At 71.9% G+C, this 13,427-nt stretch carries 13 protein-coding genes and 1 riboswitch; of the genes, 9 read left to right on the forward strand and 4 right to left on the reverse strand.

Features of this window, described 5'->3' with window-relative positions; translation table 11 throughout:
- Positions 1 to 16: 16 nt before the first annotated feature.
- Positions 17 to 1,150 (reverse strand): cation diffusion facilitator family transporter, encoded by a 1,134-nt coding sequence (locus ACH4YP_RS21545; protein ID WP_361054655.1) that lies wholly within the window; start codon positions 1,148 to 1,150, stop codon positions 17 to 19.
- A 69-nt stretch (positions 1,151 to 1,219) separates the two neighbouring features.
- Between ACH4YP_RS21545 and ACH4YP_RS21550 the strand changes: the two genes are divergently transcribed.
- The 3 genes from ACH4YP_RS21550 (at position 1,220) to ACH4YP_RS21560 (ending at position 3,672) form a co-directional block, all read left to right on the forward strand.
- Entirely contained in the window at positions 1,220 to 1,579 is a 360-nt protein-coding gene (locus ACH4YP_RS21550) for a metalloregulator ArsR/SmtB family transcription factor (RefSeq protein WP_326731151.1), read from the forward strand.
- Between the two features lie 177 nt (positions 1,580 to 1,756).
- Positions 1,757 to 2,554 (forward strand): VOC family protein, encoded by a 798-nt coding sequence (locus ACH4YP_RS21555; protein WP_398491849.1) that lies wholly within the window; start codon positions 1,757 to 1,759, stop codon positions 2,552 to 2,554.
- Positions 2,555 to 2,790: 236 nt separating this feature from the next.
- Positions 2,791 to 3,672 carry an MHYT domain-containing protein gene (locus ACH4YP_RS21560; protein ID WP_398491850.1) on the forward strand — a complete coding sequence of 294 codons (882 nt, stop codon included), beginning with the start codon at positions 2,791 to 2,793 and terminating at the stop codon, positions 3,670 to 3,672.
- A gap of 83 nt (positions 3,673 to 3,755) precedes the next feature.
- Here the strand turns inward: ACH4YP_RS21560 and ACH4YP_RS21565 are convergent, their stop codons facing one another.
- From ACH4YP_RS21565 to ACH4YP_RS21575, 3 genes are all read right to left on the reverse strand, one after another.
- Complete coding sequence (locus ACH4YP_RS21565; RefSeq protein ID WP_398491852.1) at positions 3,756 to 4,892, reverse strand: PQQ-dependent sugar dehydrogenase; 1,137 nt, start codon at positions 4,890 to 4,892, stop codon at positions 3,756 to 3,758.
- Between the two features lie 233 nt (positions 4,893 to 5,125).
- Entirely contained in the window at positions 5,126 to 5,533 is a 408-nt protein-coding gene (locus ACH4YP_RS21570; protein WP_398491854.1) for a CoA-binding protein, read from the reverse strand.
- Positions 5,534 to 5,638: 105 nt separating this feature from the next.
- Complete coding sequence (locus ACH4YP_RS21575; RefSeq protein WP_398491856.1) at positions 5,639 to 7,567, reverse strand: TIGR03767 family metallophosphoesterase; 1,929 nt, start codon at positions 7,565 to 7,567, stop codon at positions 5,639 to 5,641.
- 228 nt (positions 7,568 to 7,795) lie between these two features.
- Positions 7,796 to 7,983, forward strand: a riboswitch (cobalamin riboswitch).
- A 66-nt stretch (positions 7,984 to 8,049) separates the two neighbouring features.
- Here ACH4YP_RS21575 and ACH4YP_RS21580 point away from each other — a divergent pair.
- The 6 genes from ACH4YP_RS21580 (at position 8,050) to ACH4YP_RS21605 (ending at position 13,218) form a co-directional block, all read left to right on the forward strand.
- Entirely contained in the window at positions 8,050 to 9,084 is a 1,035-nt protein-coding gene (locus tag ACH4YP_RS21580; RefSeq protein WP_398491858.1) for an ABC transporter substrate-binding protein, read from the forward strand.
- A complete protein-coding gene (locus ACH4YP_RS21585; RefSeq protein WP_398491860.1) occupies positions 9,081 to 10,094 on the forward strand; it encodes a FecCD family ABC transporter permease in 1,014 nt (337 codons plus the stop codon). The genes ACH4YP_RS21580 and ACH4YP_RS21585 overlap by 4 nt, the downstream gene beginning before the upstream one ends.
- A complete protein-coding gene (locus ACH4YP_RS21590; protein ID WP_361054675.1) occupies positions 10,094 to 10,996 on the forward strand; it encodes an ABC transporter ATP-binding protein in 903 nt (300 codons plus the stop codon). Before ACH4YP_RS21585 ends, ACH4YP_RS21590 begins: the two co-directional genes overlap by 1 nt.
- Before the next feature lie 152 nt (positions 10,997 to 11,148).
- Positions 11,149 to 11,940: a hypothetical protein gene (locus tag ACH4YP_RS21595; protein ID WP_398491863.1), complete on the forward strand. Its 792-nt coding sequence runs from the start codon at positions 11,149 to 11,151 to the stop codon at positions 11,938 to 11,940.
- Positions 11,937 to 12,500: a histidine phosphatase family protein gene (locus ACH4YP_RS21600; RefSeq protein WP_361054681.1), complete on the forward strand. Its 564-nt coding sequence runs from the start codon at positions 11,937 to 11,939 to the stop codon at positions 12,498 to 12,500. The genes ACH4YP_RS21595 and ACH4YP_RS21600 overlap by 4 nt, the downstream gene beginning before the upstream one ends.
- A 91-nt stretch (positions 12,501 to 12,591) precedes the next feature.
- The gene (locus ACH4YP_RS21605; RefSeq protein ID WP_361054684.1) at positions 12,592 to 13,218 is read left to right on the forward strand and encodes a YigZ family protein; all 627 of its coding nucleotides are present in this window, start codon (positions 12,592 to 12,594) and stop codon (positions 13,216 to 13,218) included.
- Positions 13,219 to 13,427: the final 209 nt, after the last annotated feature.

Below are 13,427 nucleotides of genomic sequence, written 5' to 3' on the forward strand. Positions count from 1 at the left end.
TCCCTTTCCGTTTCCGTCAGGCGGCCGTGTGGTGGGCCAGCGCCAGGTGCGGGTCCGTCTCACCCGGCACCGGTGACGGATCCGCGTGGACCAGGGCCGCGGTGAGCCCCGGGACGGCGTGCAGCAGGGCGTGCTCGGCCTCGACCGCGATGCCGTGTGCCTGCCGTACGCTCGCCTCGCCGTCGACGACCACCGCCACCTCGGCGCGCAGCCGGTGACCGATCCAGCGCAGCCGCAGCTCGCCGACGGCCTGCACGCCCGGCACCTCGCGCAGTGCCCGCTCGGCCGTGTCGACCAGCTCCGGGTCGATCGCGTCCATGACCCGGCGGAAGACCTCGCGTGCGGCGTCGCGCAGCACCAGCAGCAGGGCGGCCGTGATCGCCAATCCGACCACCGGGTCGGCTAGTTGCCAGCCGAGCGCCGTACCACCCGCGCCGAGGAGCACGGCGAGCGAGGTGAATCCGTCGGTGCGCGCGTGCAGTCCGTCCGCGACGAGTGCGGCCGAGCCGATCTCGCGGCCGACGCGGATGCGGTAGCGGGCCACCCACTCGTTGCCCGCGAAGCCGATGACGGCCGCGGCGGCCACGATCGGGATGTGCTCGACCGGTCGCGGCGAGAACAGCCGGTCGATGGCCGTCCAGCCCGCGAAGACCGCGGACGCGGCGATGGTCAGCACGATCGCGAGTCCCGCCAGGTCCTCCGCCCGGCCGTAGCCGTACGTGAACCGGCGCGTCGCCGCCCTCCTGCCCAGCACGAAGGCGATGCCGAGCGGTACGGCGGTGAGCGCGTCCGCCGCGTTGTGCACGGTGTCGCCGAGCAGCGCGACCGAACCGGAGACCGCGACGACCGCCGCCTGGGCCACCGCGGTCACGCCGAGGACGGCCAGCGAGATCCAGAGGGTGCGGATGCCTCGGGCCGAGGACTCGAGGGCCGGGTCGACCTTGTCGGTGGACGCGTGGGAGTGGGGCTTGAGGAGGTGGGCGACGCGGTGGGTCAGGCGGTGACGGAGGCCTTGGCGGGGGTCGTGGCGGGCGAGGGGCGGGTGCCCGGCGCCGTGCTCGTGGTCGGGGGCGCCGCGGTCCTGCCGGTGCCCGTGGTGCCCGTGCCCGTGTTCGTCCTGGTGGCTGTGCCCGTGGTGCCCGGCGCTCACATGAATCCCCTCTCCGGTTTCCGGTGTGCTCGGTGGACTCGACGACGTCCACGGAGCCATTATGTGCGTATGAGCGCACGCATGCACCTATCACCTGCGAACGATGAGCATCCGCGCACGCCGGGCGAGGAGCAGTTCGCCCTCGCCGCGGAGGTGCTCGCCCTCCTGGGGGACCGCACCCGGCTCGTCCTGCTGCATGCCCTGGCCGAGGACGAGGCCGACGTCACGACGCTCACGGAGCGCTGCGGCGCGGCCCGGCCTGCCGTGAGCCAGCATCTGGCGCGGCTGCGGCTCGCGGGTCTCGTCAACACGCGCAAGGAGGGCCGCCGGGTGATCTACTCCCTGCGCGACGGCCACCTGCGCCGGGTCGTGGACGAGGCGCTGAACCTGGCCGACCACCGGCTCAGCGACCGGCCGGCGCACGACTGAGGCGTCCTGTTTCGGGCCGGGCCCGCGGGTACTCGGGGCGTGAGCCGGAAACCGCCTCCGGGCGCGGGACGCCGATGCGGGTGATGCTGGAGGTGACGGAACCACGGCCCCGAGGGTGCTGCCGACGCTGTCGGATGTCCGCGCACGCCGGTCGGCCCGATTCAGGACGGTACTGCCATGAACCGCGACGCAACACTCCGAAGCGACGTCATGTCCAGCCATGCCGTGGTCGGTGCCCCGTGCTGGGTCAGCCTGACGGCGCGCGACCAGCAGGCCGCGGAGGACTTCTACCGGGCGGTGCTCGGCTGGCGCTTCCGGGAGGCCAGGCTGATGGACCGGTTCCGGATCGCGTACGCGGAAGGGGTGCCCGTCGCGGGCATCGCCGCCGTGGCCTCCATGTGGCAGATGGCCGTCGCCTGGACCCCGTACTTCGCCGTGGACAGCGCGGACGAGGCCGTCGCCCGGGGGCAGGAGCGCGGCGGTACCACCGCGGTCGGGCCCATCGGCTTCCCGCCGGGCCGGGCCGCCCTGCTGGCCGACCGCGACGGAGCCGTCTTCGGTATCTGGGAGGGTCAGCTCGTCGCCGGCTGGGAGACCTGGCGCCGGGCGGCCCCGGCCTTTCTGCGGCTGCACACGCGCGACGCCTTCGACGCCGCGATGTTCTACGGGGAGGTCCTGGAGTGGGCGACCTCGGAGCCCGGCTGCGTCGAGGTCCACTACGACGGCGACGAGGTCGTGCTGCGCAGCGACGGCGACGTGGTGGCCCGTATCCACTCCGGTGCGGTCGAGGCGGCCCCCGATCCCACGGTCCGGCCGCACTGGCAGGTCCACTTCGCGGTGGACGACGTGGACGCGTGCGTGAGCGCGGCAACGGCCCATGGAGGCACGGTCCAGGAGGGCGCGTCCTCGCAGGAGGCGGTGCTGCGGGACCCCGACGGCGCGCAGTTCACGGTGGTGTCGCGGAAGGAGCGGTGAGGTCGCACGGCCGGGCCGGTGAAGCCGTGCGGCCGGAAGGTTGAGACCGCACCGCCGGAACGACGAGATCGCGCCACCAGAATGAATGCCTCTGGCTGAATAAAGCCCATCAGTGGCCGGAATTGATGAGTGTGGCATGCAGTTCACTGCGAATCGATCGAAAAAGCTTGCCCCCGCCTGTCACGACGCGTACATCTGTCCCCCGCGACACTTGTTTTTCGGGGGGATGTTGGCATATGCAAGGAACTGTCGACGGATTCAGCTATGGAATGGTCACACCGCTGGCGGCCTACGTCATGGCGTGCCTGGGAGCAGCCCTTGGGCTGCGCTGTATCACCCGGTCACTGCGCAACGACCAGTCGTGGAAACCGGGCTGGCTGGCGCTGGGGGCGGCATCGATCGGCTGCGGAATATGGACGATGCATTTCATCGCCATGATCGGATTCCAGGTGGAGGAAAGCCGAATTCGCTATGACGTCGGCCTGACGATTCTCAGTCTCGCCGTGGCGATTGTCGTCGTCGGTCTGGGCGTCTTCGCCGTCGGCTACCGCGGCGCGAGCACGTCGACCCTCCTCATGGCGGGCACCTTCACGGGCCTCGGGGTCGCGGCCATGCACTACATAGGCATGGCGGCCATCCGTGTCAACGGCAGCCTGCAGTACGACGTCCGCACGGTGGCCCTCTCCGTGGTGATCGCCATCGTCGCCGCGACCGCCGCGCTCTGGGCCGCGGTCGCGATCCGCGGCTTCATGACCAGCCTGGGAGCCAGCCTCGTCATGGGTGTCGCCGTCTCCGGCATGCACTACACGGGTATGGCGGCCGTCAGCGTGCACCTCCACGGCGCGACCGGCTCGCCCGGCGCGGGCGGCTCCGCCTACTCGCTCCTGCTCCCGATGCTCCTCGGCCCGGTCCTCTTCCTGCTGCTCGCGGGAGTGGTGGTGATGTTCGACCCGATGCTGGTCCTCGGGGACGGCGACTGGAGGCGACCCGTCGCCGGCCGGCGTGCACCCATGCAGCAGGCGGGCCGGGCCGAACAGTCCGGCTCCCTGTTCGAGGCGCCCTCCGACGCGGGGCGGCGCGTGTACGGGCAGGGGGCGCCGGCGCCGCGCAACCGGTGAGCGTGCGCCGGCTCCGCGGCCCCGGCGCGGGATCTCGATCGTCGGCCGGTTCTTCCTCGCAGGTCCGCTTCAGCGAGTAGTGGTCACGCCGGGTCGATGCGGGAGACGCTGCCGCCGATGGCGAGCACGTACAGTTCGCCGTCGCCGCCCTGCACGAACGAGATGACCTCCCCGCCGTTGACTCCGAGGTCGCTCTCGCCGGTCACCTCGCCGTTCTTCATCCGCAGCGTGCGCAGGGTGCCGTCGCAGTAGTCGCTGAACACGTACTGCCCCCTGAGATCCGGGATCGCCTTGCCGCGGTAGACGTATCCGCCGGTCACCGAGCAGCCAAGACCGGTGCGGTCGTACTCGTGGACCGGCGGCACGTGGTTCGCGGGTTCCGTTCCGCCCCGGAAGGGATGCGTGCCCTCCATCTGGGACCAGCCGTAGTTCTCGCCGCCCCTGCTCCTCGCCGGGGCCCAGTCGATCTCCTCCCAGTCGCTCTGGCCGACGTCGCCGATCAGCAGGTCGCCGGTGCGCGCGTCGAAGGAGAACCGCCACGGGTTGCGCAGCCCGTACGCCCAGATCTCGTCCCTCGCGTTCGGATCGTTCACGAAGGGGTTGTCCCGCGGGATCGCGTACGGCCTGCCGCCCCGCGGGTCGATCCGCAGCATCTTGCCGAGCAGCGTGTCGAGGTTCTGTCCGTTGCCGTGCGGGTCGCCGCCCGAACCGCCGTCGCCGAGCGCGATGTAGAGGTAGCCGTCGGGGCCGAACCTGATGTCACCGCCGTTGTGGTTCGAGTAGGGCTGCGTCTGGGTGAGGACGGTGCGCCGGGTGTTCGGCCGGATCTTGCCGTGCCGCACGGCGAACTCGTCCACGGTGCTGGTGCCTTCGAGGTTCGTGTACGAGATGTAGAAGTGCGCGAACCCCTTGTCGAACGCGATGCCCAGCAGGCCGCGTTCGCCGTCGGTGGTGGTGTCGCCGGATATGTCGAGGACGGGCTCGCTGAGCCCCTTGTCGCCCAGGACCCGTACCGTGCCCGCGCGTTCGGCTATCCAGACCGTGCCACCGGGCCCGGCGGCGCCGGCGATCGGGTTCTGGGCTGTGGCCACTTCCTTGAGCGCGACCTTCGCCGCCTGATGTGGGGCGGTCGGCTCGTCGGCGGACGCCGTGGTCAGGGCGAGGGATGCGACGAGGCAGATGGTGCCGACGAGCGCCGAGCTTCGGGTGCGAACTTTCACCGTGACCCTCCAGAAGGCGGGGAATGGGGAAGTCACCCGGCTGCCTGGGGCAGGGTTGTGTGGGTGTCGCCCGAGCCAGCACGCAACCTGGGTGGGGGACTGTGTGCCGCTGGCCACGGATGAGGATACTGGGGCAGGACGGTTTGGCCTAGACCAATAACCGGCCCAACTGCCCCTGTTTCACTGGCGGTTCACATCCCACACCCACCGTGCAAGGGGGGTGGTCGGTCGCGTCAGCCCAGGCGCGGGATCTCGATCGCCGGGCAGTGGTCCATGACCATGTCGAGGCCGGCCGCGCGGGTGCGGTCGTAGGCGGCCTCGTCGATGACGCCCAGCTGGTACCAGACGGCCTTGGCACCGATGGCGACCGCCTCGTCGGCCACCGCGCCCGCGAGGTCGCTGTTGACGAACACGTCGACGACGTCGACGTCGAACGGGATGTCCTCCAGCGAGGCGTACCCCTTCTCACCGTGGACCGTCTCGGCCTTCGGGTGGACCGGGACCACGCGCTTGCCGTAGCGCTGGAGGACGTCCGCCACGCCGTACGCGGCACGCCGCTCGTTCGACGACAGGCCGACGATCGCCCAGGTGTCGCCGGTCTCGCTGAGGATCTTGCGGATCGTTGCCGGGTCGCCGTACACGGTCGGCCTCCTTGGGGTGTGTACGCGGGATGCGTACGAGGGCTGCTGGGCGCGACAACAGTGAGCGCGGCGCGGTGATTCCCCCACCACAGGGTTCGCGGCGCCTCAGCGTGATGCCGGGGCGGCCACCAGCAGTTCCACGTTGCGGTCGCCGGGACCGCCGGCCCAGCCCTCGTGGACGCCGGCCGTCATGCCCGTGGCGAGGTCGGGGGCGTTGTACGACAGCTCCCGGTACAAGGAGGCCAGGCCCACCGCGGACAGGTCGGCGAAGTCCGGGTCGGTGCGGTGCGGGGCGGCGGACTCGACGAGGGTGGTGAACAGGGACACCGTGCCGTCCCCGTTGTCGGCGAGCTCGATCACCCGGGCGTGGTGCGGATAGTCCAGGTGGGAGGCGGTGTTGACCTCCCAGAAGGACCGGGCGGGCGTGGCGTGCGCGTGGGGCGTGATCCGGTTGACGTGGCTGTGGCCGTTGATCCAGGCCACCACGTTCGGGAACCGCTGGAGCAGGGCGAGTACCTCCGCACCGTCGTGCCGCGGCTCGTCGGTGCGGGCGGCGTCGGGGCGGCGGGTCATGCTCGGACTGTGGTGGTGGCTGAAGACCAGGACGTGGGCGTCGTCGGCCCCGGCGTTGCGTACGAGGCGGCCGTCGGCGTCGTAGGACCGGGAGCTGTGCGCGGCCAGCGTCCGCTCCAGCCAGCGGAGTTGGTCCGTGCCCAGCGAGCCCTCGTAGTGGCCGCTGCGGTATGTCGTGTCGATGCTGATGCCGATGACGTTCTCGGCCACCCGGAACGAGTAGTACATCCGGTCGCCGTCCAGGTTGTTCTCCGTGTAGCCGTGGCCGACCGGGCCCGCTCCGGCGTGGGCCGGGTCGAGATGCGCGGCCAGGTACTCGTGCGGGGTGCACAGCCGGCGCCGTTCGTCGGCCGTCACCGTCCGTGCCGAGGCCGCGTGCCTCTTCAGGATCGCCGAGAGCACCTCGCTCTTGGGGTCGTCGCCGGAGTTCAGCGCCTTCGCGTAGGCGGCCGCGTCCGTGGCCGGGACCGACAGCAGTTTGCGGGAGCCGACGGCGAAGTCGCCCAGCGCGGGCGACAGACAGCCGCCGGGTATGTCGTCGTGGTTGCCGACCGTGGAGTACCAGGGGATGCCGAGCCCCGGGCTGGTCACGGGCCGGATCGCCGCGTCGAGGAAGCCGGGGATGCGGGGCAGCCCGCGCCGCTTGTCCAGGTCGCGCAGGGCCGCGTCGTCCGGGTGCCAGAAGAGCGGCAGGCCGGAGTTCTGGACGCCCTCGTACACCGACGGATCCCCGGTGTTGGGAGTGATCCGGCCGCCGCTCATCAGCGTGAGGAACCACTCCAGTTCGACCGCGGAGTTGTTGTCGACGTTGTCGCCCGTCGTCATCACGAACCCGGGCGCGAGGCCGGTGTGCGGGCCCTGGCCGAGCGCGTTCACCTGCTCCACGAGCGCGACCGCCCCCGCCACCGTCAGCGCCTCCTGGGCCCGCCACGCGGCGGGCCCGCGCGACCGCAGGAACTCGGTGCGCAGCGGGTTCTGCACGTCGGTGAGGTGCAGGTCGGTGAACTGCACGAAGCACGCGAGCGGTGTGCGCCGGTCCTGGCGGCCGGTGGCGGCAGGCGCGAGTTCTCCGCGTACGACCATGGGCCAGCCGGGGCCCGATACGAGCCGTCGGTAGGTGTCGGCGTGCGCGCGGCCGCCGAGGCGGGCCGTCGTCTCCAGGGTGGTCGCCGCGTACGGGGCCGCGCGGCGCGGCGGCCGTCGGATGGCGAGTGGCGGGTGTGGGGCGGCCCTCCCGGCGGCGGGCTGCACGGAGGGGGCCGGGCGCTGCCGCGGGAAGACGGCCGCCACTCCTCCGGTGGCTCCCGCGGCGACGGCACCGGACGCGACGGCACCGGACGCGAGCAGAAAGTGACGACGGTTGATCGAGGATGCGGACGGGGGTGGGGACGGTGGCGGGGACGTGGGTGTGGACGAGGGCGGGGGAGCGGATGCGGTCCCCGCCGTTTCGGTCCCGGTCATGGGGCGGCCCTCCGTGCCTCCGAGAGACTGACTGAGCGGAACCACTCATTCAGGCCGCGGGGGCCGGGGCGTGGGCAGGGGTGTGGCGCAGCCGTGAACACCGCCGGAACAGGCGGGACGGCCGATGGGGCCCCGTACTGCCGGTCTGCCCACGGGTCCGAGCGCAGGTCCGCCCGCCAGTGGGCCCGCAGGTCCGCAGGTCCGCCCACCGGGCCGCGACACCCGCCGTGATAGCTTGCCAAGGCCAGTCGAACCCATGTACGTGGGTCAGGGAATCCGGTGGGAATCCGGAGCTGACGCGCAGCGGTGAGGGTGACGGGCGGGGCATCGGCCACTGGACCGGAACGACGGTCCGGGAAGGCGCCTCGTCCGGGTGACCCCGAGTCCGAAGACCTGCTGGCGGCCTCCGCGGTCACGCGCCGACGGGGGAGCACCGTACGACCGGGCTCCGCGTTCGAGCCCTCGACGCCTGAGGAACTCCCGTGCCCGTCGCACGTCTTGCCCGTCCCGCTGCCCTCGCCCTGTCCGGGGCCCTCCTGCTGACCGGCTGCGGTTCGGGAGACTCGGGGGACTCGTCGTCCGACACGGACTCCGGGGCCGCCGTCACCCTCGACAACTGCGGACAGACCGTACGCGTCGAGTCCCCGCCCCGGCGGGCCGTCTCCCTCAACCAGGGCACCACCGAGATCATGCTCTCGCTCGGCCTCGCCGACCGCATGGCCGGCACCGCCACCTGGACCGACCCGGTGATGAAGGGCCTGGAGAAGGCGAACGCGAAGGTGAAGCGGATCGCCGACAACAACCCCTCCTTCGAACGGGTCCTGGACGCCGACCCCGACTTCGTCGCCGCCTCGTTCGTGTCGACGCTCGGCAAGGGCGGAGTGGCCACCCGGGAGCAGTTCGAGAAGCTCGGCGTGCCCACCTACGTCTCGCCCTCCGACTGCGTCGGCAAGGACAACGCCTCGGGCGGCGACGGAGCGCGGAAGAAGGCCCTCGGTATCGACGCCATCTACGGCGAAGTGCGCGACCTGGCCGAGGTGTTCGGCGTCGAGAAGCGCGGCGAGCGACTCGTCGCCGACCTCAAGCAGCGCACGAAGAAGGCCACTTCGGGGATCGACGCATCCGATGTCACTCTCCTGTACTGGTTCGCCAACTCCGACTCGCCCTACATGGCGGGCTGTTGCGGCGCGCCCGGTGTCATCACCCGGACCCTCGGCGCGAAGAACGTCTTCGACGACACGCACGAGGAGTGGCCCCAGATCAACTGGGAGACCGTCGCCGACCGCGACCCCGACGTGCTCGTCATCGGCGACCTCACGCGCAAGTCGCAGACCGCCGAGTCCGCGAAGAAGAAGATCGAGTTCCTGGAGTCCGACCCGGTCACCAAGAACATGACCGCCGTCAAGAAGAAGCGCTACGTCCTGCTCAGCGGGCAGGCGATGAACCCGACCATCCGCACGATCGAGGGCGTCGAGCAAGTCGCCGCCGCCCTGCGGGAGTTCGGGCTCGCCGGGTGACACGGCCGCGCCTGGGACTGCTCATCGCCGCGGGCGTCGCCCTGCTCCTCCTGTCCGTCGCCGTCGCGATCACCATCGGTCCCGCGGACATCCGGGTCGGCGACGTCTGGTCCGTGGTCGCGTCCCATCTCGGCTGGGGCAGCTCGGAGTTGACCCCGATCCGGGAGGGGATCGTCTGGGAGCTGCGGCTGCCGCGTACCCTCCTGGCGGCCGTGTGCGGGGCTGGACTCGCCGTGTGCGGCGCCGTGATGCAGTCCCTGCTGCGCAACCCGCTCGCCGACCCGTTCGTCCTCGGGGTGTCCTCGGGCGCCTCGACCGGCGCCGTGATCGTGGTCGTCCTGGGGGTCGGCGGGGGCCTGGTCTCGGTCTCCGCGGGCGCGTTCCTCGGCGCGGTGCTGTCGTTCGGGCTCGTCCTGCTGCTCAGCCACACGCTGGGCGGGGCGACGGACCGGGTGGTGCTGAGCGGGGTCGCCGCGATGCAGCTCTTCTCCGCGCTCACCTCCTTCGTCGTGATGACCGCCGCCGACGCCGAGACCACCCGCGGGGTGCTGTTCTGGCTGCTCGGTTCGCTGAGCGGGGTCGGCTGGACCGACGTCTGGGTGTGCTTCGCGGTCCTCGCGGTGACACTGCTGGTGTGCCTCGGGTACGCGAGGACGCTCGACGCGTTCGCCTTCGGCCAGGACGCCGCCGCGACGCTCGGGGTGTCGGTGGCCCGTACGCGGCTCGTGCTGCTGTGTGCCACGGCGTTGCTGACCGCCGCGCTCGTCAGTTCGGCGGGTGCGATCGGCTTCGTCGGTCTCGTACTCCCGCATGCGGCAAGGGCGTTGGTGGGGTCCGGGCACGCCCGGCTGCTCCCGGTCACCGCCCTCGCCGGAGCGGTGTTCCTGGTGTGGGTGGACACGCTGGCCCGTACCGTCCTCGATCCCCAGGAGGTACCGGTGGGCGTGGTGACCTCGCTGATCGGCGTACCGGTGTTCGTGCTGGTGCTGTACCGGACGCGGAGGGCGTGATGACGGCGGAGGACATCAAGAGCGCCGGGCACCCGCGCGCGACAGCGGGAACCGACCACGCGCCGGCGGCACCGGGAACCGAGCGCGCGCAGGCGGTGCGGGGGACCGGGCATACGCGGGCGGCACGAGGAGAGGGTCTCAGCGCCGACCGCGTCTCGCGCACCGCCGACGGCCGGGTGATCCTCGACGGCGTCAGCATCACCCCGGCCCCCGGCACCACCGTCGGACTTCTGGGCCCGAACGGCTCCGGCAAGTCCACCCTCCTGCGTCTGCTCGCCGGCGTCCTCGCTCCGGCCTCAGGTGTCGTCACCCTCGACGGCAGCCCCCTCGCCGAACTGGGCCGCCGCGACATCGCCCGCCGGGTCGCCGTGGTCGAGCAACAGGCCGACACCCAGGTCGAGTTGAGCGTCCTGGACGTCGTACGGCTCGGCCGCACACCTCATCGCCGCGCCTGGACCCCCGCGTCCGAGGAGGACGAGCGGGCTGTACGTGACGCGCTGGACCGCACCGGTCTGACCGGCCTCGCCCGCCAGTCCTGGCACACCCTCTCCGGCGGGGAGCGTCAGCGCGTGCAGATCGCCCGCGCACTCGCCCAGGAACCCCGCGAACTGCTCCTCGACGAACCGACCAACCACCTGGACATCCAGCACCAGCTCGACCTGCTGACCCTCGTCACCTCGCTCCCGGTCACCAGCGTCGTCGCCCTGCACGACCTCAACCTCGCGGCGATGTACTGCGATCAGCTCGTGGTCCTGCGCGAGGGACACGTCGTGGCCTGCGGCAGCCCGGGCGACATCCTCACGGAAGGGCTCATCGCCGAGGTGTACGGGGTCCGGGCCGCCGTCACACGGGACGGCCCCGACGACCGGCCGCACGTGCGCTTCCTGGGGACCGTGGGCTGACCGGCGCACCGGTGAACCACGATGGCCGCGCCGGTGGATCGTGAGGGAGGCAGCGGTGAATCGTGCTGTTCGCGCCGGTGATTCGCGAACACGTGTCCGGAAATGATGTCCGCCTCCCTCCGCAGGACCCCGCACGCGCCTACGCTCACCCCGTGCTGCGTATCACCGACGCCCGAACCGGCGAGCCCACCGACGCCACCCCCGCCCGCCGGGGCCTGACCCGCGTCGAGGCCCATGTGCCGCGCCCCGACATCACAGGCCTGCGCGTGCTCCTGGTCGCCGACGTCCTCGTACGCGCCCTGGAGATCAGCGGGACGCCCGTCTGGACCGTGCTGACCGGCACCGAGGGGCGCGAGGAACTCCGGGCCCGGGCCACGGCGCTCGGCATCCGGCCGTTCGAGGACGAGCGCGACAGCGGATCGGGTCTCGGCGAGGCCCAGGTACTGCGTGTGTGCGTTCCCGAAACCGGGACGACGGACGGTGCGGCCGGGCACGACGAGGCCAGGAACGACAGGGCCGGGCACGACGAGGCGGCGAACGGTCTGCGGGTCGAGGTCGCCCCGGCCGACGCCGGGAGCGGTGTGGCGGACGACGACGAGCGCGCCTCGGCCCTCCGCCTCGCCCTGCTCTCGTGCCCCCGCCGCGAACCCCTCCTGCTCGACGAGGGGGCCCTCACCGACGCCGAGGACACCCTGCGGCGCTGGCGGGGCGCCGTCGCCACCTGGGCGACCCGGCCGTCCGGCCCCATCCCCGATCCCGTACGCCAACAGCTGCGCGCCGCCTGGGAGGACGACCTGGACGTGCCCGCCGTACTCGCCGTGCTGCGCAAGGTGGAGACGTCGGGGACCGTCCCGGACGGCGCCCGCTTCGAGACGTACGCCTACGCGGACCGGCTCCTCGGGATCGAACTCACCCGTGACATCGGCCGCGGGACCCCGTCGTGATCGCGCGCGCCGGAGCGGGTCCGCTGCGCCGCCTGGTCGTCCTGCGGCACGCCAAGTCGGCCTGGCCGGACGACGTCGGCGACCACGAGCGGCCGCTCGCCCCGCGCGGGCGCCGCGACGCCCCGGCCGCCGGACGCGCGCTGGCCGACATCGACTGCCTGCCCGACCTGGCGCTCTGCTCCACCGCCGTACGCGCCCGGCAGACCTGGGAGCTGACCGCCGGACAGTGGGGCACGCCGCCTCCCGTACGCCACGACCCGCGGCTGTACGGGGCCGACGTGCCCGAGCTGCTCGAAACGGTGCGCGAAGTGTCCGCGCACACCAAGACGTTGCTGCTGGTCGGGCACAACCCCGGTCTGGAGGAGCTGGTGCTCACCCTGGCCGGCGACGGTCTCGACGACGCGCTGGACGACGTACGGACGAAGTTCCCCACATCGGCGATCGCGGTCCTCGTCTGGCACGGCGACGACTGGGGCTCCCTCGGCCCCGGCACGGCACTGCTCACCGACATGATCGTGCCGCGGGGCCAGAAGCCGGGACCCCAGGCCAAGGGGAGCTGATCCCGCCCGCGAGGAGAGCCGTCCGCGGGGGAGGGCCGGTCGCTACGGACCGGACGGCCGCACGCGCGCGTGCAGCGCATACGCTGGCCCGATGCAGGACGAGTACCGCACGGTGGCCCGCGCAGGCGTGCACGAGACCGAGATCAACCGCTCACGCTTCCTCTGCGCACTGGCGCCGGCGGCCACCGAACAGGAGGCCCAGGCCTTCCTCGCCGCCGTCCGCAAGGAGCACGCCGACGCGAGCCACAACTGCTTCGCGTACGTCATCGGCGCCGACGCCTCCGTCCAGAAGGCGAGCGACGACGGGGAACCCGGTGGCACGGCGGGTGTCCCGATGCTCCAGATGCTGCTGCGGCGAGACATGCGGTACGTCGTCGCGGTCGTCACCCGTTACTACGGGGGCGTCAAACTCGGCGCGGGCGGGCTCATCCGGGCCTACGGCGGCGCGGTGGGCGAGGCGCTGGACACCCTCGGCACGATCACACGTAAACGTTTTCGTCTGGCGACGGTGACGGTCGACCACCAGCGGGCGGGCAAGGTGGAGAACGACCTGCGGTCGACCGGCCGCGAGGTGCGCGACGTGCGCTACGGAGAGGCCGTCACCATCGAGATCGGGCTGCCGGACGCCGAGGTCGAGGCCTTCCGGGGGTGGCTGGCCGACGTCACGGCCGGGACCGCCGGCTTCGAACTGGGCGGAGAGGCGTACGGGGACGTCTAGGGCTCGGCGCATCGCTGCCGCCCACCCGCCCGGCTGTCTGCCCGCCCGAACCTGCCGAGGGCCTCTGGAACAAGTCGACGGCATGACCACCGCGACGTCACAACTTCCCTACAGCGAGCGGTAATTCGAGCGTTCGCCCTGGTCCGCACTTCACGAACATCAGGCGTTTGATCATAATGTGGAGGGGCTGTGTCCCTCTCGGTCAGCGG

Source organism: Streptomyces sp. NPDC020747, assembly GCF_044334695.1.
Taxonomy (GTDB): domain Bacteria; phylum Actinomycetota; class Actinomycetes; order Streptomycetales; family Streptomycetaceae; genus Streptomyces.

Excerpts from the sequence above, each read along its gene's own strand:
- ACH4YP_RS21560 (WP_398491850.1), top strand. The coding sequence starts at position 2,791 with ATGCAAGGAACTGTCGACGGATTCAGCTATGGAATGGTCACACCGCTG.
- ACH4YP_RS21590 (WP_361054675.1), top strand. The coding sequence starts at position 10,094 with ATGACGGCGGAGGACATCAAGAGCGCCGGGCACCCGCGCGCGACAGCG.
- ACH4YP_RS21555 (WP_398491849.1), top strand. The coding sequence starts at position 1,757 with ATGAACCGCGACGCAACACTCCGAAGCGACGTCATGTCCAGCCATGCC.
- ACH4YP_RS21605 (WP_361054684.1), top strand. The coding sequence starts at position 12,592 with ATGCAGGACGAGTACCGCACGGTGGCCCGCGCAGGCGTGCACGAGACC.
- ACH4YP_RS21575 (WP_398491856.1), bottom strand. The coding sequence starts at position 7,567 with ATGACCGGGACCGAAACGGCGGGGACCGCATCCGCTCCCCCGCCCTCG.
- ACH4YP_RS21550 (WP_326731151.1), top strand. The coding sequence starts at position 1,220 with ATGAGCGCACGCATGCACCTATCACCTGCGAACGATGAGCATCCGCGC.